Raw genomic sequence first — 20,325 nt, forward strand, 5'->3', positions numbered from 1 at the left:
AAAGCTGAACTATTGCGAAATTTTTCGATCATGTTGTGGAATATTCTTGATCGTCTCAGCCGGTGCAAACCCGATCGCATCAAAGAGGCGTATTTATGGGCTATTTAGATATGCGTTCACTGCAATTGGCGGCACGTGATTTGCTCATAGTCAGATTAGATATTTGATAGCTTACTCAAGCTTTCACTTCTTTTAACGGCGCCCGCATGCGGGACTCCGCCTCCGGGCCGGGAGTTCGTCATGAAACACCTTCGTTATCTTGCCGCCGCATTCACTATTCTTCTAATTTCTAGTTCGTATCACTTAAGCCAAGGTACTTATTTTGCTCACGACCTGTTCCCTAAGTCGTTGGCCGATTCGATCAACGTGCGTCTGTTGGCCGATCCGTCGGACTCGGCATATTCGGCTGCGTTTTCGGGCGTTTTCGTTCCGCAGCAGGACGAGATCGAGCGGCTGCTTGCCCAATGGGCAAAGGACGGAAGCGCTGACGAGGCCGTTGTCGATCGCTTGATGCGGGAACTGAACATAATGTCGAAAGACGGCGAGTCCGATCTGATCGCAAAGTTGCGTGCGGCCGGTACGAAATACACGGCCGGCCCCTCGGCATTCGAGTCTGTCGTCAGGGAAACGCTCGACAAGCGGCGATATGCGCAAGTTGATAATGCCGTTCAGGAAGTCTTGAATGCCTACGGCAAAGATCTCGAAGCCGTGATCCGCACCGGTTCGTCCGGCAAACGTTATTTGCAGATCCGCGGCACGGGCGACGGCGGCACGGGCTACCGAATGTTCTTTTCGGATGACGACATCTCGTTTGTCGGTACCAAGGCGGAAGAAGCTGCACGGATGCTCAACGGCATTCTTGAGAATCAGGGCCTCGCCAAACTCAAGGTTAAGGGAATGGATCTCGGCTCGCTCAAGAATATCCGCGGTATAGATCTGACAGCCATCGAACTACTCGAACCTGACAAATTTCTCGGCGAATCGGGTATCGCCAGTATCAAAGGCGAAATGCTCGACAAAGGAGCCGTTATCGCCGAGCGCAGCGGCGAATCGATGGCAATGACGGCGAGGCCTTTGCGGCAGTTTGTCGAGGCAAAAAAGAGCAAGATGCTCGCCGATCTGATGGATGACAGTGCCGTTCGGGCGACAGTGCAAAAGTTTGGAGCTTTGACCGTCGTCGGCAGCTGCGAACGACAGATCGTTCAAACGCACGCCGGTTGGGCAAATTTACCCGATTCCGAAAAGGTCAAATATGTACTGCGGCAGCGTTTCGCCCTTAGTGAATCAGGTGCGATGCGTAACGTTGCCGGCGAAGCGGCGTCCGTCACGGCGGCGGATATCGCCAAGCTGACCAAGCTGCGCAGCGAACTCAAGTTACGACCCAATCTGACTGCCGAGGAACTTTCCTGGCTTAACACGCTGCGTGCGCAGAACATCGACCTCGCATTCAAAGAGATCCCGCAAAAGCTTGCCCCGGTAATTGCCGTTGCCGAGGTTTCGGGCAAATCCGTCGCGTCAAACCCCGAGGTGCGGCGAATGATGAACGAACTGACTACCGGTTTTGCCTTGATGCGCGACCGCGTTATCGACATTCCCGAGACCGAAATGATCGCCAAGCTCAAGTCGATGGCCGGTGAGAATAAGGAACTATATAGTGCACTCTATACGAGTTTTCAACAGAGTAAGGACCTCGTCGAGGCACTCGACCAATGGATCGCATCCGGCGGAACTCGCGAGGCCTTCATCGACATGCTCGTCAAGGCAGAGGGCCGACTCGCCCGCCTTCAGCAAGTGATCGCCCGCCGTGCGAAAAAAGCGAATACTGCCGAGGCAAAGACCCTCGCCACCATCGAAGAAATGCTCGGGAACGATCTCGGCGACAATTTCTTTATGAAAATGGCCAAAAATCCTGCTGCAAAAAAGGTTGTGCTGGCAGCGATGGTGGCCGGTGGTGGAGCCGCTTGCCTTAAGGCAATGTACGAATCGTGGGCAAAAGGTAATTTCCAGGAAGATCTGAGTTCGGCCGCGTTCGGCATCATGGATTTCGTGCCGGGCGGTGCCGAGGTCAAGCTGCTGTTCACCGAGGGAATGGACAAGACCGTTCTCGTCCTTTTTATCAAAGACGCTCTATACCTGTCGCCGGCGTGGCCGATCGCTCTCGTGGGCGATGTCCTGGTATTGTCGATCGACCTTGGTGCGGCGTACAAGATTCAGATGCAGCAACAGGGACTGGTTGACTTCCTGGTATATAACAGCGATTTTGACACCACCGGCGAGCGGCCAAAGTTCGTTCGGCTCAACCTGCCCGGCGGAACGCTCGTCGAACGCGAGGCACTCGCAAAATTCTTTTTCGAGGCCAAATCGTTGCGCTATCGGCATACTGGAAAGGAATTCCTGATGAACGATCTTTCAGCGGTAAGCACCGATCTGCTCGACAAGGCGTTCATTCCCGAGGATCCGGTCACACAGCAGTTACGGCAGGCTGCCGAGCAGCAGATGAACGCGATCAATCGATCTGAGGCACTTGCCGCGGACGGTATATTCGCGTCATCGGTTGGCTATAGCCGTTGGCTATTCGGATTTGAAACCGTTTGTGAAAAAAGCCAGGAGCGATGGTGCAAAGTCTTTAGCCTTCTGAAAAAGAAGATCACCGATCGCCGTGAGATCGTCAAGGACAAGGTGATGATCGCACAGCTCATCGAAATGGCCGAGACCAAGCGTGCGACGCTTGCCGCCGCCAACGAGACCGAAGCAAAACTCGACAAACTGCAGGAAAAGCTCGAGCAGCTTCGCGGCAAACCACTCGAGGTCAAACTCTCTGCGGTCGTTAAAAAGGGTGCCGAAGAAGCCGGAAACTCGGTCCGTTCGGACACTCAGGAAGAACGCGATATGAAACGCGGAGCCGTCTGGTCCGAAGCATATGCCGCCTATATGCGTATCTGGAATTGGCAACGGAGCGTCAAAACGAATATTGCGTTGAAGACCGGTTGGGATCGCGTGTTGGTTCTCCAATTCAAATGGACCGGCGATCCGGTCGAAGACGAGCGAAAATCGGAGCAATCAAGAAAGGGATTTGCCTCCGCTCTTGCCCGCATCACTCGCGACATCACGATCGCCAAAGGCAGTGAGCCGCTGGTTGGCGACCCTGTGGACAAAGAGGCATTCGGAATTCTCGGCGACGTTGTATTTCCGTGGCGAGCAGCACTGGATGAATCTGACAAGGAAACGGCCGAGCAAGGCTCCGCGTATTTTACGGAGTATACCTCTGCGGTCGAAAAAGTGAAAAAGCTCTACGCCGTCAGTGCCGCTTTTCAAGCTCAGCTGGATAAAGGCGCTCAGATCGTAAAAGGCAGCGAAACGCTCACCCTCGACAGATCGACCTCGCTAGAACTCAAATTCAGCGATCCTGAACTCACCACGCAAATGACCGAGGGCAAACTGACGATCCGTTGGTTCACGTCGGGCAATGGCCGATTCACACCGGATGATCGAAATCTGAAAACGAATTACGCTCCGTACAGCCCTGAGCCCGTCAAACTAACGGTCGTCCTAACCCGCGGCGGCACGGACCGGGCGAAAGGTTCGCTCGCCGTGACGATGAGCGTTGCGGTACCGAACGACTTTCTCATATTGGAGTTGACACCTCCGCAGCCAAAGCCGCAGGCGATCGCCGGTATTACGGCGAATATTCCCGAGAGGTTCTTTGGCGGCAAGCCGCGATTTCATTACAACTGGGCGTGCACAAATTGCAAGGTGGACAACTTTGACCGTTCGCGGACGGCTGTGACGGCACCAAAGAGCGGTGCCTCGACTGTAACCTGCGAACTTCTCGTTGAGGGAGCGGACGGGAAATCTACGCTGCTGCTTAGAAAGGAGCTGAAGTTTGATGTCGAGGGCAAGGCGACACCGACACCTACACCTTCACCATCGCCCGGAGCGACGCCAACGCCAACTCCAACACCGTCACCTTCGCCGACGCCCGGCACAACTCCAACTCCTGAAGCAACACCCGAAACCGTGATGGCACGAGTAACGAACAGGTCGTCGCGTGCGATCAACGTCTGGGCCGAGGGCAGATCTCCGAAAACGATGATGGATGTTCTCGAATCGCATACCGAACCGGGAACGACCAGCGGTATCAAGGCGGTGATCCCGGTCAGCGGATCGCTCCACTTTTACAAAGGTTCGGTCGGAGCGGTAACCGGAGGGACAAATGAGATCGAGACATCGTGCTTGTGGAAACGTGAGCCCGGAGTCTCGGGACAAGTGCCGAATATTACGTATGAGGCCGATGGCTCATTGGTTTGCGGAACGACCATCCTTGCCTCACGCGTTAAGTTTGTTCCAGCGACGGTGACACCTCTCAAAGTTGGCGAAACAACAACGGTCGAAGCTGTAGTAGACGCACTCAAACCACATGAAAAGCCGCTGACATACAGTTGGAGCGGAACATTTGAAGGCGAACCATCCGAACTCAAATCAACGAGCAAGGTCACGATCCGCGGCAACAAGATCGGCAAATATAAACTGTCCGTATCAGTTGCAGGTAAGACCGGATCGCTTGGAAAGGCGAGCCTCGAATATGAGGTGGGCGGCGTCACCGCAACGCTCGAAAAAGTAAATGGACCGCTGCTCTATGGTGCTGAAATTCCGCTCACAGCGAAAGTCGCGGGCATGGACAAACTCGGTGCGGCCTTTGGAAGGGGATGTGTGAGTAAGCCAGGAGCTATATGTATCCCTGACCCTGTGAATGAGGGTGATTCGTCCTCGATAAAGGTCATTTGGCAATCGGAACCCGCCATCACGTTCCTTCCGCCCACGACGGGCGGGCCGACCACAAATGCCAGATTTGACCGAATGGGCAAGATCAAGGTCTGGGCCGAGATCATGGTTACGGAGGAAGGCCGAACGCGAACCGTTACGGAAACTCCCCAGCAGGAAATTGAGGTTAAGGCTCCAAAGTACATATTTACCTTCACTCCGGCAGAGGGCGAGGGCAAGGCCGGCCAGGAGATCCGAGCCGTCATCACCGAAGACCCGCCGCGAAAACCCGCGATTGACCCGTCTATGATCGACTTTGTTTGGACCGATCCTCCGTCATCCAACCGGATGGAATACAAAGATAACGCCAGCGAGATCGGATTTACACTAAAAGATGCCAAGCCTGTTCAATTGAACGTCCGGGCGAGAGTTCCGCATTGGGGCGATACGATCGCCGAGATCACCGGAACATACTCGCCGACGATGTTCACCGTGAAAACGGAGGTCCTCGGCAGCGGCGGCCTCAAACCGCAGATCTGGCGTGAGGGCGTCGGTCTCGTCACCGTTGAGAAAAATGTCTATTGTGCGGACGAAATGGTCCGCGTAAAAGCCACGATCGTGGAACCCGGAGCACCGAGCGATATACGTTGGAATTGGACAGCTAACGAAGGCACGACCATCGGCAACAACATTGCCCAGGAGATAACGGTCTCACGACACGAGACAGGAACCGCCGAACTTACAGTCGAAGCCAAGGACAAGAACGGCGTGCTGCTCGGTAAGGGCACCGCGAGTTTCTCGGTTACGGTTTCGGCACTCGATATCAAAACAGCAAAGACGAAGGCTGCGGCCGCCAATTCAGGGGCGGCGAAGAAAAAAGAAGCCGCGGATAAGTTGATCAAGGCGAAAGACCTGGTCCGTAAAGGCCTACTTGACGAGGGCATAACACTCGTCGGCGAAGCCGAAGCCGGCGACCCAACAAATAGGGAAGCCAAGTCGCTCTCCGCGAAGTGGAAAAAGGAACGTACCGCAGTTCAGGCTGCGATCACAAAGGCGAAAGCACTGCTCACTCAGAACAAGTTTGTCGATGCATCGACCGCACTCAATGCTGCGAAGGCACTGCATCCTCTTTATAAACCGGTGACGGATCTCGACAAGGAAATCAACGACAAATGGGGACGTCACGACGCGGAGGTCAAAGAGGCGATCGGTGCAGTTCGGTTGGCGAACGAGGCGCGAGATTTCAAGAAGGCACTTGTCCTCGCACCGCAAGTGCGAACGAAATTCCAATTGACGGCTCCAAGCGAGGCCGAACTTAAACGCTACGAAGATTGGGCACGCGAACATGAAACCGAAAAGGAACGCCGGCGCGGAATACTCAAACAAGCAGAGGCGAAACTGAACGCGGGCGATTTCGATGGAGTGCTCAAGGATGTAGACGAGATGTGGAAGAATTTCGATGTCTATTGGAACTTTACGACCGATCCAGAACCAAAGATCGCCGAAAATCTAAAGACGCAGGCTCTTGCTCGCCGCGACCGTATCAATGCATTGCTCATTCAGGTCAAGACCGCAGCCGAAGCGGTAAAATTTGATAAAAAGCAGCTGCAGCAAGGACTAGTCACGGCGGACGAGATCCTCAAGATCGCTCCGACTCATGCCGATGCTCAAAAGTATCGGCAGATCATTGCCGACCGTCTTGCCCGCGGAGAAAAAGGAGCGAAAGGCGACAGTGCTCTTGCGAAAGGCGATTCGCTGCAGCAATCCGGCGATCACAAAGGTGCGATCAAGGCCTATGATTCAGCTATCAAGGCCGACCCGAACAATGCTGAGACGTACATCAAACGGGGCAATTCTAAACTCGCGATAGGCGATACAAAGGGGGCATTGAAGGATTATGACAAGGGAATCGAACTTAAGTCCGGTGTTGCAGCATGGCATATGGCACGTGCAAAGGCCCGCGAGTCAATTGGCGACAACAGCGGTGCGATCAGCGATTATCAAAGTGTCGTGATCATCGAACCGCGAAATATGGACGCCCTTAAGGCACTTGCAGCGATCTATGTGAGAACCAATAATTATCAGGGTCTGATCGATGTCTATACAAAGATCATCAATCTCGAACCCAGAAATGCCGGTGCTTATCTCGCCCGCGGAATGGCATATCAGGCGAGCGGCAGCTGCCAGTTGGCAATACCGGATTATGAAAAGGCAATCTCACTTGATCCGCGAAACAGTCCGGCGTACAACGGCCATGGCGAATGCCGTGAACAGGGAAATGACCTCAAGAACGCGCTCAAAGACTATGAAAAAGCCGTTCAACTCGATCCCGGAAATAGTCAGGCAGTCGCAAATCGCGATCGGCTAAAGGCAGCATTGGCACCAAAGCCGAAACCGACTCCGACTCCAAAGGCGACACCTTTGCCGACGCCAAAACCGACGCCGAAGCCAATTCCAACTCCCAAATCGACGCCGGTGACGACCAAACCAAAACCAACACCGACCCCCCAAAAGACGCCGAAGAAGCCATTTGAGATACCGACCGAGATCAAGATCCCGGGCGTCGGAACGATCAAGCTGCCTGGAGCAAAGCCCACACCAACGCCCGTTCCAAAACAAGTGCCTGTGAAAACACCGTCCGGCAAGGAGACCCAGGTGCTGAACAACGGCAATATTTATGGCGTCAGCAATGGCCCGACCGCCGAAACCACGTTTGTGGTCAAAGGCCCATGGGTCCTGACCTATATCCAGACATACCACTGGAACAATGCTCGCGGTGCCACGCCCGGATCGATCGGGGTCTACAACGATTCCGGTCAGCGGTTTGGCGGATGGCGAGCTAACGGTACGCCGGGTCAAGGTGGTGTTCCAAACGCGTATTGGGAGGTGCGGCCAAATGTTGTTTTGCCCGCAGGAACGTACACGATCGTGGTTTCGTCGCCCGAAACCTGGTCGCATAACTCTCAAAGCGGGGGCCGTGGATTTGCTGTGGTCAAAGGCTATCCGTATGGCGGATCGGCGACCAATACGCCTCCGGTGAAAAATACACCGAACCAGACCGGCGGCGAAATGGCCGTAGTCGCGATCATCGAGAACCGCTCGAATATGCCGACGCATATCTTCGCTCAAGGCGATACGTTCGGCCCGTCAAATAAGATCGGTGCGGGCGAGAAGAGAAATGTGAGCGTCACGATGGACGCCAGCGGCCGCGTCAAATTCACAGCGGGACGTAATGGCCAGGTGATCACAACGAAGATATGGAACGGCGTCGCCGGCGATCCGAACCGGTATCCGCGAGTTATCTTTGATGGATCGCAGCTGCTGATAACTACGGGGCTGCGATGACAGGAGAGATATGTTCGATCTTAGAAAACACCATTTCGTTGAGGCGGCGTTGGTCGCGGTGCTTATCATTGTTGGGTCTTTTCCGTCGCAGGCGTCGTCGTTAAGGGCTGTTATCGATTCCGATCTCGACCGCGACGGCAGGATCGAGCGGATCGACCTGGATAGCGAACGCGAAATGACGCTGCGGATAATGCGAGGCGGCGAGGCCGTTTGGTCAGGTGTTCCTGGTAAATGGAAACCCTGGAAGCTGCAGATCGCCGACGTGGACGGCGACGGCAAACTCGAGATCACGATCGCCGTTTTCAAATCGACCAAATTTTTTCCAAAGCCGCACAATTGCCTGTTTATCTACGGCTGGTCGGGCGATGAGGTATTTCCGAAGTGGCTCGGCTCATCGCTCGGACGGCCATTTACCGATTTCCTATTTGCCGATCTTGACGACGGTCCGGGCAACGAGCTCCTGGCGATCGAAACCGCACGAGATGGACGGAAAGGCGCCGCGATCTACCGTTGGGACAGCTTTGGTTTTACGCTCGTTCGGCGCAAGGGCGAATGGGCAAATGCAGCAATTTTGGATGCAGGCAAAGGCCGCATCTCGATACTGGCGGATGGCGGAACGGTCGTTCTGCCGTTCGATCAATGAAGGAGTTAGTTATGAAAAGCGATAAATTGAAGACGGGGATTCTAGCGGCCGTAGTGTTGGCCCTCAGTTTGCTGAGCGCAAATGCACAAAATGCAAAGGTCAAACCGTATAAGGTCTCGGCTACGCTCGCCGAGGTGTCTAATTTAAAGCACTTTAACCGCAAGATGCCGGTCACTGCGGCTAAACGGGCAATGCTCGCGAAGCACCTGTTTGCTGTTTCACCAACCAAGTCGAAGCAGCTCTTCCACATCTACGAGGACAACGACTACAAGGACATCCCGTCGTTCGTCACAACGGACTCGGTGCTGCATCTGTATCACATTTTTTTTGATTTCACTCTTCGGACAGTCGAGGAGCAGGCACTGACGCCGGTTCTCGTTCGTTTGACTGAGGGAATGCTGGCCGATTCCGTAAAGATTTGGAACGAGGCGGAGGACAGTGGGTTAAGAGAAGCTGCGCTCAAGAACGTCGTCTATTTTGCCGTCGCTGCCCGCAACCTTGGGCTCCAGCCAAAGGTGCCGGCCCAGGCGGAAAACCTGATCCGTCTCGAAATGGACCTTATCGACGATCACGCGGGCATGAAGGTCGGGGCGATATTTCCGTATGAGATCGACTATTCTCTGTTCGTGCCCCGCGGACATTACACCCGAAGCGAGACTCTGCAAAGATACTTTCGCGTAATGATGTGGTACGGCCTCGCTCCGTTCGCACTTCGCTCGAATACGGGCAGAGCCGACGAAACGATCCGTCAGAGCCTGCTGCTGACACGGTCGCTCTACCGGACCAACCTGATCAGTGATTGGGAAGCGATCTACGAGCCGACCGCGTTCTATGTCGGCACGTCGGACGACCTGACGCCGGCAGAATGGAAATCGGCGATGGACAAGACATTCGGCGCGAATGCCGCGGTCTCTTCGTTTGCGGACGCTGAGAAATTTGAGCGGTTCGTCGAAGCCGCCCAGCTTCTGCGGCCGGCGCAGATACAATACCGGCGGCTGATCGAGCCCGGCAAGACCATCGCTCCGGACCCGAACACGCAGTTCCGGTTCATGGGCCAGCGGTACATTCCCGACAGCGAGATCCTGCAAAAACTGTCGGTGCCGATCAAACGTGTATTTCCCGCCGGACTCGATGTAATGGCAGTGCTAGGCAGCGAACGTGCCGCGAGCATTCTCGATGCAAATCCGCGGGTTTACAATCCGCAAAACTGGGAGGCATATCGAGCAGAACGGGCGAAACTTTTGCAGCAGTTCAGCGCGGTTATGCCTGAGGTCTGGACATCCAACCTTTATTGGAGATGGCTCGGAGCACTCAAAACGCTTAACGAACCGGTTCCGCCGGGCTATCCGTCGTTCATGCAGAATCAGGCTTGGACAGACAAGTCGCTCAATACATCGCTCGCATCGTGGGCTCAGCTTCGTCACGACACGATCCTATACGGCAAACAGAGCGGAGCGGAAATGGGCGACGGCAGCGAACCGGCTCCTTATAAAGGTTACGTAGAGCCCAACGTCAAGTTCTGGTCGCAGATGTTAGATCTGACCCGCAGATCGCGCCAAGGTCTGAACGACCGTAAGCTGATGCCCGAGGAACTCGAAGGACGCTTCGAGACGTTCGAGGAATTGATCTCCAATCTTAAAACCATCTCGGAAAAAGAACTGCGGAACGAAAAACTGACCGAGGACGAGTATCAATCGATCCGGGCGATCGGCGGCACGCTCGAGTATATGACGCTGTCGGTAATGACCGGAAATCCGGACACTTGGGAACTCGTCAACGAGGCTGACAAAGAGATGGCATGCATCGCCGACGTTCACACCGGCGGAGACGAGGTGCTTGAAGAAGCCGTCGGGAATGCCAACGAGATACTGGTGATCGTTCCGGTCGAGGGGAGACTGGTACTTACGCGCGGAGCAGTTTTCAGCTATTACGAATTCATCCATCCGGCGGCCGACCGTCTTACCGACGAGAAATGGCAGAAGATGGTAAACGCGGGCCGTGTGCCGGCACCGCCGGCTTGGACGCGGTCGTTTTTGATTTCCGGCGCACAGAAATAGATCGCGAAGGCCCAGCGATAAGGAGGTGAGATCATGATCTTCAAAGCAGCATATTTAGTATTGATAGCGGCAACGGCATGTTTGGTAATTTCAGCCCAGAGTACTTATACGCCGCGGGACGCGGATGAGCAAGAAGCCTGGACCATCTACCAGCAATACAAAGACAGCAAAAAGATCGAGTCAATGCTTGAGTCACAGATCAAGCAGAAATTCAGCGATTCGATCATGGCCACTTACGGGCAATTCGGCATTCTGGGCACCGATCGCGAGGCGCTTGCCCAAGCTCAGGCGATGACGGTGACACTGAATCTGGAACGCAAACGACAGGCAGAACTTGAGCCCGCTTGGGAAAAGAAATTCTATTGGCGATATGGGGATCTTCGCTGGATGGCCGACCGGGTTCGCGATGTCAAGACAGGCCGCGAAATGGACCGGATCGAGTTTGCTCTTACCTATTTTCCGTTCAATTACAAAAAGGGCGTCGTTCCTTCCACAATGGTTACGAGTAAAGACGCCGGGGTCGCTGAAAAGGGAAATGCCGAGAGTTGGTCGCATATTCGCGTAACGCTTGCGCCGGTTTCCGGATTCACGACCGAAGACAAGCCGGGCTGGCGAAACAACGGCACCGGTTTCAGAGCCGCAATGATCGGCGGCGGTCCGCTCACGGTCAAGATCGAAATTACGGGAAAGGGCGGCATTTCTTATTATGACTACACTGCAAATGTGATTGTGAAAACGGCGTCCGGAAGGAGCATCATTGCCGAAACCCGCAAGATCTCAACCAATGGCGGAAGCGTTTCGTTTTCTGCATCAATGGTTCCGGCCGAAAACGACGGAAGTTTGACCATCGATGTCAGTATCTCGGGCGGCAATCCGGAAGGATTTACCTATTACGTTTCCGGTACTGTGGATCTGGGCAGCGCAGTGGGTGGCGTATCAAAGATGAGGTGAGAATATGAAGATCAAGACGATATTTACGATACTGCTATTGGCTGCCGCAGTGCTGACTGTTTCCGCTCAGGGGACATTTACACCTCGCGATGCAGATGAGGCACAGGCGTGGCGTTTGTACAATCAATATAAGGAAAGCCGACGCGTCGAGGCCCCGCTTGAGGCTCAGATCAAGGCGAAATTTAACGATGCGCTAATGGCAGCGTACGGTGCGCTTGCCGGAAAAGCTGTCGATCCGGGTGACGTAGCTGAGATCCGCGCTTTGAGGGAGAAGATGGAAACCGAACGTAAGCGCCAGGCGGATCTGCTGGCGGCCTGGGAACGAAAGTTTTACTGGCGATATGGCGATCTGCGTTGGATGAACGACAAGATCCGGGATGCAAAAACAGGGCGTGAAATGGATCGGATCGAGTTTGCATTGACATACCTTCCATTCAACTATGTACCGGATAAAACGGCGAGGGTCGTTTCGACTCCAACACCATCGACAAAGCCTTCGGGCCCAGCTGATTCAACAAGCCTGACTCTTGAACTGCCCGGATATTGGGGACATCTTAGTTATACGATCACAGGTGCCAGGCTTGATCCGCCAACAGGCGGAGATCGCGGAAACGTCGCCGGTAGGCAGTATACCGGGGAACTAAAGGGTAATATGCTGACCGTTTCGGGCAAGGCTGTAAGCGATAATCCTTCGAGCGGCCCGGGCTCGATGGACTATTACGAGATCGTCGTTTCGGTTGCAGTAGGAAAAGAGAAAAAGGAATACGGCTACATTGCTCAAAAAGGCGAAAAGCTGAACAAGTCATTCTCGTTGTCGGTGCCGGTCACAACCGGAGCAACCGGCAGCTTTTCGATCAGCCTGATGGAACAAAACGCCAACTACGGCCCGCACGGTTGGGTCGTCGGAGGCAGTTTGAAAGCGAAAGGAGTTGGGACTCCGAAGGTCGGAGATGCGGCCCCGGCCGGACAGCCAAAACAACTGTTCACAACCGGAAACGACTACGCCGTCCAAAATGGCGGTACGCCGCCGAACTTTGCGGTCAAGTCTGCGACAACTATCTCTCAGATAATGACATACCATTGGAATGGTGGAAAAGGATCGAATGGCGGAACGATCGGACTCAGGGATCAGAATGGAAAGATTTACGGCCCATGGGTGGCCAGCGTCAGAAATCGGGTCTATTGGGAAGTTAATCGCAAGATCGAATTGCCGCCGGGAACTTATACCGTGATCGATTCCGAACCTTCGACATGGGCACAAAATGCCGCAAGCGGTGGAAAGGGAATGGTGACGATCAAAGGGCTTTAGAAATCATTGGAGGACAAATGTATGAAAAAACTGATCTTAATTACAGCACTTTTAATTGGGTTTTCGATATCTGCCGCTGCTCAGTCAGGGAAGATCACCGGAAAACTGACCTATCCGAGCGACGGGATTCCCACCGATATGGTGCTTTGCGTTACGGTGACCTCACTGTACGCCGAGCCGACATACTGCTCGAACGATCGTGCCGCAAAACTAACGGCCGCAAAGATCGCATTTAGGCTTAACTATCGAGCGGCGTCATACTCAGTCTCGCTTCCGGCAGCTTCGTACTACATCTATGCAAAAACTAGCGAGATGCCGGGCCATAAGGGATACTATAACGAATTCGTAAAGTGCGGTATGAGCGTCGAGTGTACGTCGAAAGCACCGATCGTTGTCAAGGTCAAAGCCGGGCAGACCAGAAGCGGAATAACCGTTGGGGATTTTTGGGATTGACCATCATATTATTTTGGAGAAGAAGGCTCGATCGGCAATAAAACACAGATCGAGCCTTTTCTAGTGCCGAGGCATTGTTTGTTTATAAAATAGGATCAATAGACCAGCCAGCCATCGAAAGCCCAGCCGGTAGTACCGCCGTAGCTGACTCGGCACCAGCGTCCGGTTCGGCCGCCGATATTTTGCGAGTAGCCCTGGCAGCTGAGAACGCGAACATTCGCTCCGTGCGGGATCTGTAAGATCCGGTAGCCTATATTCGAGTTCGGATCGCTTCTCAATGCGAGAAAGCCGTCGCCGGGCGAATTGACCCACGCCGTCGTTCCCCGGGAGTTTATCACCGGTGGAGCGACTGTTTTCCCCGCCTTTTTCTGGTCGTCGATCTTTTTTTCAAGCTCGGCGAGCTTCTGTAACAGGATCGCATTATCCTGGTCCGGCGTTGCCTGTGGAGCCGCGGTCGCCTGAGGAGCCGGCGTGGCTGCCGGCGGTGGTGCTGACTGCTGGGTCTGGATCGTAGGTAGTCCGTTACACGCCAAACCGACTGCGAGCAAAATACCTAACGGCAGAAGTGAGCTTATTGTGTTCCGTCTCATAATTGCCTCCTTTTTGCCTAGAAACGCGGGCAAAATGAATGTCCATGACAAACCTATTTTGGAACATCCATAACACTATGAAACACGCAATATTTATGCCAGCCGAGCACAAGTAATATGTTGAAAATCCTACATTTTACTCCGATCTTTAAGGGCATGCGATACGCACGAACGATCGCCGCGAAGATATTCACTGTGGTCGCGAGATATTCCCAATACCATGCGGCATTCTGATCTTTAAATCAAAAAAAGGCCAGGGATCGCCCGGCCTTTTGAAATGGAGAAGATCAAAGGAAACTAGCCCTTTCTTAGTTCTGTGAGCACTTGTTTTGCGACGGCCTTGAGTGTGTCGAAAACGCCGGTGCCGTTGGTGGCGACAGCTTCGAAAACGGGCTCGCCTTTGCGGATGAGTTCGCCGGAAAGTTCTTCGATCGGCGTGACGTTTGGCAGGTCGCGTTTGTTGAGCTGCAGCACGTATGGGATCTGAGCGAGGTCATAGCCCTGCGAGCCGAGATTCTCTTCGAGGTTGTACAGCGATTCGATGTTGGCGTCCATACGCTCTTCCTGACTGTCGGCGACGAAAACGACGCCGTCGACGCCTTTGAGGATCAACTTTCGCGAAGCGTCGTAATAGACTTGGCCGGGGACTGTGTAAAGGTGAAAACGCGTCTTAAATCCGCGAACAGTACCCAGTTCGAGCGGCATAAAATCAAAGAAAAGCGTTCGGTCTGTCTCGGTCGCAAGGCTGATCAATTTGCCTTTTGCCTGCGGTGCCGTCGAATCATAAATATACTGGAGATTCGTCGTCTTGCCGCACAGTCCCGGACCGTAATATACGATCTTGCAATTTATTTCCCGCGATGCGTAATTGATGAAAGTCATAATCAACTAAAGAGGCTGTCAATATCCTCGTCTGTGATCTCCGAAAAGAACGAATTCTGGTTGATACGAAAATTCGCCGAATCCTGCGTGGCTTCGTCGAGCAGCGCAGCTACGTCATGGCTCGCGCGTTTTGATCTAATTTTTACAAGTCCGAGCGTAGATCGCTCGTCAAATACTATCACAAGCAGGCTTCGGCCGATGACACTAATATAAATGCTCTCGCGTTCGCCCTCATGGACGACCGCCGGAAATGTGTCTTCGCCGATCAGCTTTGCCATGCTGCTCGTCGCAGCGACATTGCCGGCCGCGAGGCTCGAAAAACTGGTCGTATCCATATCGCCGATCTCGCCGTGGTGGGCGATCGGTTGGCCATCGCGATCGACAAGCATTACGACACGGGCTGCGCATTCGACGCAGAGGCGAGCGAGGATATGCTTGATCCTCGAAAATTGGTGTTCTTGTATTATGAAGGGCGTCTCTGCCATTTGATCTTCCGGCCTGATCGACAAAGCCGGGGAAAGTTTATTGCTGGTGAATTTTTAACGGCAATGCGGACGGATAACGTAATTTGCTATCCGTCTATAAACTTAGCACAACAACGTTGGCCGCGACAAGGTTTTTTTGGGACCGATGTTCATTTTTGTGAATTTAGCTTTGCTTGTACTCCCGGAACTCCGAAAGTTTTTCAGCGTTGATCGGATTGGGATGGTCTTAACGGGCGACCACGTGAAGTTCACCAACATTCACGAAGCGACCGAAGAGAATTACTGAGGTCCATAAATTTGATTGATGCCAGATATCGAAAAATGCTAGTATCGATTTGACCGACAGCGCTCGTCGGCTTGTAGCACGTTTATTATATTCGACCGTCAAACTCGCCTAGTTATCGGGTTGTGATACCCGTTGCCATGAAGCATCACCTCTTCTCCAATAATACAAAGGGCCTGAACTTTGTTGCCATCGGCGGCGGCAATGGTCTGTCGACACTGCTTTCCGGGCTCAAGCGTTTTGTAAATGCGGGAGAGACGGAACCGATCTGGCTCGAAGATCTGTCAGCGATAGTCGCGGTGACGGACGACGGGGGAAGTTCGGGACGATTGCGCGATGAGCTGAATATGCTGCCGCCGGGTGATATTCGCAATTGCATGGTCGCACTGTCAGAAGACTCTCAAACGCTTTCGAAATTGTTCAAACATAGGTTTCGAGGTGACGGTGATCTTGGCGGACATGTATTCGGCAACATTTTTCTCGCGGCTCTCTCAGAGATAACAGGCGACTTTGCTGAAGCTGTGAAATTGTCGTCAGAGATCCTTGCCAGCAAAGGACATATCTACCCTGCGACAGACGCCGACGTACGTCTTGCCGCGGAACTCTCGGACGGCAAGATAATCCGAGGCGAGACGAAGATCGGCCTTGTCGGAAGTATGATCAAACGGCTATTTCTTGAGCCTGCCAATTGCCAACCGCTACCTGACGCTCTAGCTGCAATCAAAAATGCTGACGTGATCTCTGTCGGACCCGGTTCATTATTTACTAGTTTATTGCCGCCGATATTGGTTGATGGCGTGGCCGACGCGATCGCCGAGTCTAAGGCCGTAAAGATGTTCATTTGTAATCTTATGACGCAGCCGGGCGAGACGGACGGATTTTCTGCGAGGCATCACATCGAATTATTTCGCGAGTATGCCCCGCAGATCGAGTTTGACTACGTTGTGGTAAACGATCATCCGATCAGCGAATCGCAGATGGAAAAATATGCTGACGAAGGGGCCGAACAGATCGGAGTTCACGGGTCGATAACGCCCGAGACGATCGAGGGTTCGGAGATCGTTTATGGTAATCTGTTGAGCGACGGTGAAATGGTCCGCCACGACCCGGAACGCCTTGCGCAGGTGGCTCTGCTTTGTGCTCTGCAGCCTCGGGAGACGGCTAGTGTTGCGTAAGAAAATTGAAACAGGATATACAGGATTTACAAGATATTGCTTCGTAGGCGACTTGGATCTATCGTGCTTATCCGTGTAATCCCGGTAAAATCTAATAGTGAATACTGATCTCAATATCTTAATTCTCGCTGCCGGTTTGGGCACGCGAATGAAATCCGACCTGGCGAAGGTCCTGCACAAACTCGATGGCAGGCCTCTGATCGATCACGTCTGCCGAACAGCGGCAACGCTCGGTCCGGCGAAGATATATGTTGTTGTTGGGCATCAGGGCGAAGATGTAAGGGCTGCGGTTTTGAATGAACTTGATGATTCGTCGGCCGCATTTGCCTGGCAAAAGCAGATGTTGGGCACCGGCGACGCCGTCAATGCTGCTCGTGAATTCCTGGCGGATTCAGATTCTACTTTGCTTGTGCTTTCCGGCGATGTTCCGATGATAAGGAGCGAGACCTTGACCGAACTCGTCAAATTGCATCATAGGTTTCGCGGCAAAGGTGCAGCGTGTACGGTTTTGACCGTAAGATTGGAAGACCCAAGCGGTTACGGCCGTGTTCTGCGGGACGAGAATGGTTCGTTTGAACGCATTGTCGAGCAGAAGGACGCTTCGGACGATCAGCTGGAGATAGAAGAGATCAACTCGGGCATATATTGCTTTAATGCCAGAAAGCTTTTTGCTGCACTTGCTAATGTTCAAAACAACAACGCTCAGGGCGAATATTATCTTACCGATGTGCCGCAGATCCTTTGTGAGCAGGGCGATGATGTCGCGATCTTCCTACACAACGATGAACACGAGATCGAAGGCGTCAACGACCGCCGTCAACTCGCGGGAATGGAAAAGACGATCAGAAAGAGCACCATTTCGCGTCTTATGCTGGAAAGCGGCGTGACATTCATCGATCCAAAGAGTGTTTATATATCCGCCGGAGCGTCCGTCGGCCGGGACACGGTAATTTATCCGAATGTCACGATCGAGGGCGATAGCGTCATAGGTGAAAAATGTTCGTTACGCTCCGGAACGCGAATCACAAATTCAAATATCGCGAGCGGCGTCGAGATACTCGAAAACTGTGTGATAACTGATTCCCAGATCGGTGAAAACTGCACCGTCGGCCCAATGGCTCATCTTCGCGGCAAAGCGGTAATGGAAGAGGGCTCGAAGGTCGGCAATTTTGTCGAACTAAAGAAAACAAGGCTAGGAAAGGGATCAAAGGCCAGCCACTTGACCTACCTCGGTGATGCCACCATTGGCGAAAAAACAAACATCGGTGCCGGAACGATCACGTGCAATTACGACGGCAAAAACAAGCACGAGACCCACATCGGCAGCCGAGTCAAGATCGGTTCGGACACGATGCTCGTCGCACCTGTCACCGTCGGCGATGGAGCGGTCACTGGTGCAGGAAGTGTGGTGACAAAAGATATACCGGCGAATAAATTAGCCGTCGGTGCTCCGGCCAGATCCATAAGAGACCTTTCGAAGATAGACGATTAGAAATTTATGTGCGGAATTGTTGGATACGTTGGGAATAAACAGGTTGTGCCGTTGATCATCGACGGTTTGCGTAAGCTGGAGTATCGCGGGTATGACTCGGCGGGAATCGCGGTTGTGGATGATGACCATCATCTTTCGCTGCGGCGGGCCGAGGGGAAACTGCGAAATCTTGAGGAAGCGATACGGCTGAATCCGCTGGACGGGAATTACGGGATCGGGCATACGCGTTGGGCGACCCACGGACGGCCGACTGAGGAAAATGCTCATCCGCATCGTGACCAATCGGGCAAGGTCGTGGTGGTTCACAACGGTATTATCGAAAATTATCTGACGCTAAAGGAGCGTTTGCAGGAAAACGGTCATAAGTTCTATACCGAGACTGATACCGAGGTCGTTGCTCACCTGATCGGGCATTATATCGACAACGAAGGTTTGTCGCTCGAACTTGCTGTCCGAAAAACCGTCAAAGAATTGAAGGGAATTTTTGCCCTGTCTATCATCTCGGTCGATGAGCCGGATATGATCGTTTCGGTTCGCGAAGGCCCGCCGGTCGTTATTGGTCTGGGTGACGGCGAATTTTTTGTTGCGTCGGATATCCCGCCTATTCTCGCCCACACGCGTGACGTATTTTTTCTCGGTGACCGCGAGATCGCAATTTTGACGAAAGACTCGGTTCGCGTTACGGATTTTGACGGAAATATTGTCGAGCCTGAGCAGCAGCGGATCACTTGGGATCCGATCCAGGCTGAGAAAGGCGGCTTTAAGCACTTTATGCTCAAGGAGATATACGAGCAGCCGCGTGCGGTTCGTGATACCTCGCAGGGGCGTGTTTCGCTTGATACGGGCAAAGTTTATCTCGATCCGATGGATATTTCGGATGATGATCTGAGGGGCGTTACGTCGGTCAAGATCGCAGCGTGCGGAACTTCGTGGCATGCGGGACTTGCCGGGAAATATATGATCGAATCGCTGGCACGCGTGCCGGTCGAGGTCGATTACGCTTCGGAATTTCGTTACCGAGAACCGGTTCTGAGCGAGACCGATCTGATCATTGTCATCTCGCAGTCGGGCGAGACTGCCGACACCATCGCCGCCATGCGCGAGGCGAAACAGGCGGGATGTAAGATACTCGCTATCTGCAATGTTCAAGGCTCGATGATCACCCGCGAAGCTGACGGCACCATCCTGACGCACGCCGGGCCTGAGATCGGTGTGGCCTCGACCAAGGCTTTTACCGCACAGATGGTCGCTTTGTATCTGTTTGCTATGCATTTTGGAGATGTTCGCGGGCGTATCGACGAAACGCGAGCGAAAAAGCTTGCTCAGGACCTCGCTGAATTGCCGCTGAAGATCGAACAGCTTTTGAACGACGCTGATTCGATCGAGGAACTATCGAAAGAGTTTTTCCGCGTACAGGATTTCTTATACTTAGGCCGCGGCATCAATTTCCCTGTCGCTCTCGAAGGTGCATTGAAGTTAAAGGAGATAAGCTACATCCACGCCGAAGGCTATCCTGCGGGCGAGATGAAGCACGGCCCGAACGCACTTATCGACGAAAAATTGCCCGTCGTGATCGTAAATACGCGGGAAAAGGGAAATGCGGCGAGCGAACTGCGTTATGAGAAAACACACTCGAACATCGTCGAGGTCAAATCGCGTGACGGCATCATCGTTTCTGTATTGACCGAGGGAGACACTATGAGCAGCAAAGTCTCGAACCACGTAATAGAGATACCCGAAACGAGTGATCTACTCGGCCCGATCCTTTCGATCGTCCCGTTGCAGTTGCTTTCGTACCACATCGCGGTTCGCCGCGGCTGCGATGTCGATCAACCGAGAAATCTGGCGAAATCAGTGACGGTAGAATAGACGCAAAAACCTGACAAAGAAAGGCACGAA

Annotated in this window: 12 protein-coding genes; 9 read left to right on the plus strand and 3 right to left on the minus strand. The window is 53.4% G+C overall.

All coding sequences use genetic code 11. The features are described from left to right. Positions 1-240 precede the first annotated feature (240 nt). The 6 genes from IPK01_09725 to IPK01_09750 are packed head-to-tail and all read left to right on the plus strand — an operon-like array spanning position 241 to position 13,519. A complete protein-coding gene (locus tag IPK01_09725; protein MBK7933760.1) occupies positions 241-8,106 on the plus strand; it encodes a tetratricopeptide repeat protein in 7,866 nt (2,621 codons plus the stop codon). Between the two features lie 10 nt (positions 8,107-8,116). Beyond that, positions 8,117-8,749, plus strand: a complete 633-nt coding sequence (locus IPK01_09730) for a hypothetical protein (GenBank protein ID MBK7933761.1) — start codon at positions 8,117-8,119, stop codon at positions 8,747-8,749. Between the two features lie 11 nt (positions 8,750-8,760). Next, the gene (locus tag IPK01_09735; GenBank protein ID MBK7933762.1) at positions 8,761-10,806 is read left to right on the plus strand and encodes a DUF3160 domain-containing protein; all 2,046 of its coding nucleotides are present in this window, start codon (positions 8,761-8,763) and stop codon (positions 10,804-10,806) included. A gap of 33 nt (positions 10,807-10,839) precedes the next feature. Continuing rightward, a complete protein-coding gene (locus IPK01_09740; protein ID MBK7933763.1) occupies positions 10,840-11,757 on the plus strand; it encodes a hypothetical protein in 918 nt (305 codons plus the stop codon). Between the two features lie 4 nt (positions 11,758-11,761). Further along, positions 11,762-13,066 (plus strand): hypothetical protein, encoded by a 1,305-nt coding sequence (locus tag IPK01_09745; GenBank protein ID MBK7933764.1) that lies wholly within the window; start codon positions 11,762-11,764, stop codon positions 13,064-13,066. Between the two features lie 21 nt (positions 13,067-13,087). After that, positions 13,088-13,519 carry a hypothetical protein gene (locus IPK01_09750; GenBank protein ID MBK7933765.1) on the plus strand — a complete coding sequence of 144 codons (432 nt, stop codon included), beginning with the start codon at positions 13,088-13,090 and terminating at the stop codon, positions 13,517-13,519. Positions 13,520-13,614: 95 nt separating this feature from the next. Here IPK01_09750 and IPK01_09755 read toward each other — a convergent pair whose 3' ends face one another. The 3 genes from IPK01_09755 to IPK01_09765 all read right to left on the minus strand — a co-directional run bounded on the left by IPK01_09755 (position 13,615) and on the right by IPK01_09765 (position 15,476). Continuing rightward, positions 13,615-14,109, minus strand: coding sequence for an SH3 domain-containing protein (locus tag IPK01_09755; protein ID MBK7933766.1), 495 nt, complete (start codon positions 14,107-14,109; stop codon positions 13,615-13,617). Positions 14,110-14,406: 297 nt separating this feature from the next. After that, entirely contained in the window at positions 14,407-14,991 is a 585-nt protein-coding gene (locus IPK01_09760; GenBank protein MBK7933767.1) for a GTPase domain-containing protein, read from the minus strand. 2 nt (positions 14,992-14,993) lie between these two features. Then, the gene (locus IPK01_09765; GenBank protein MBK7933768.1) at positions 14,994-15,476 is read right to left on the minus strand and encodes a roadblock/LC7 domain-containing protein; all 483 of its coding nucleotides are present in this window, start codon (positions 15,474-15,476) and stop codon (positions 14,994-14,996) included. Positions 15,477-15,899: 423 nt separating this feature from the next. Between IPK01_09765 and yvcK the strand changes: the two genes are divergently transcribed. The 3 genes from yvcK (at position 15,900) to glmS (ending at position 20,295) form a co-directional block, all read left to right on the plus strand. Next, the gene (gene yvcK, locus IPK01_09770; protein ID MBK7933769.1) at positions 15,900-16,934 is read left to right on the plus strand and encodes a uridine diphosphate-N-acetylglucosamine-binding protein YvcK; all 1,035 of its coding nucleotides are present in this window, start codon (positions 15,900-15,902) and stop codon (positions 16,932-16,934) included. Between the two features lie 148 nt (positions 16,935-17,082). After that, positions 17,083-18,426 (plus strand): bifunctional UDP-N-acetylglucosamine diphosphorylase/glucosamine-1-phosphate N-acetyltransferase GlmU, encoded by a 1,344-nt coding sequence (gene glmU, locus IPK01_09775; protein MBK7933770.1) that lies wholly within the window; start codon positions 17,083-17,085, stop codon positions 18,424-18,426. Between the two features lie 6 nt (positions 18,427-18,432). Further along, positions 18,433-20,295 carry a glutamine--fructose-6-phosphate transaminase (isomerizing) gene (gene glmS, locus IPK01_09780; protein MBK7933771.1) on the plus strand — a complete coding sequence of 621 codons (1,863 nt, stop codon included), beginning with the start codon at positions 18,433-18,435 and terminating at the stop codon, positions 20,293-20,295. Positions 20,296-20,325: the final 30 nt, after the last annotated feature.

Source organism: Acidobacteriota bacterium, assembly GCA_016713675.1.
In the GTDB taxonomy this organism is placed as follows: domain Bacteria; phylum Acidobacteriota; class Blastocatellia; order Pyrinomonadales; family Pyrinomonadaceae; genus OLB17.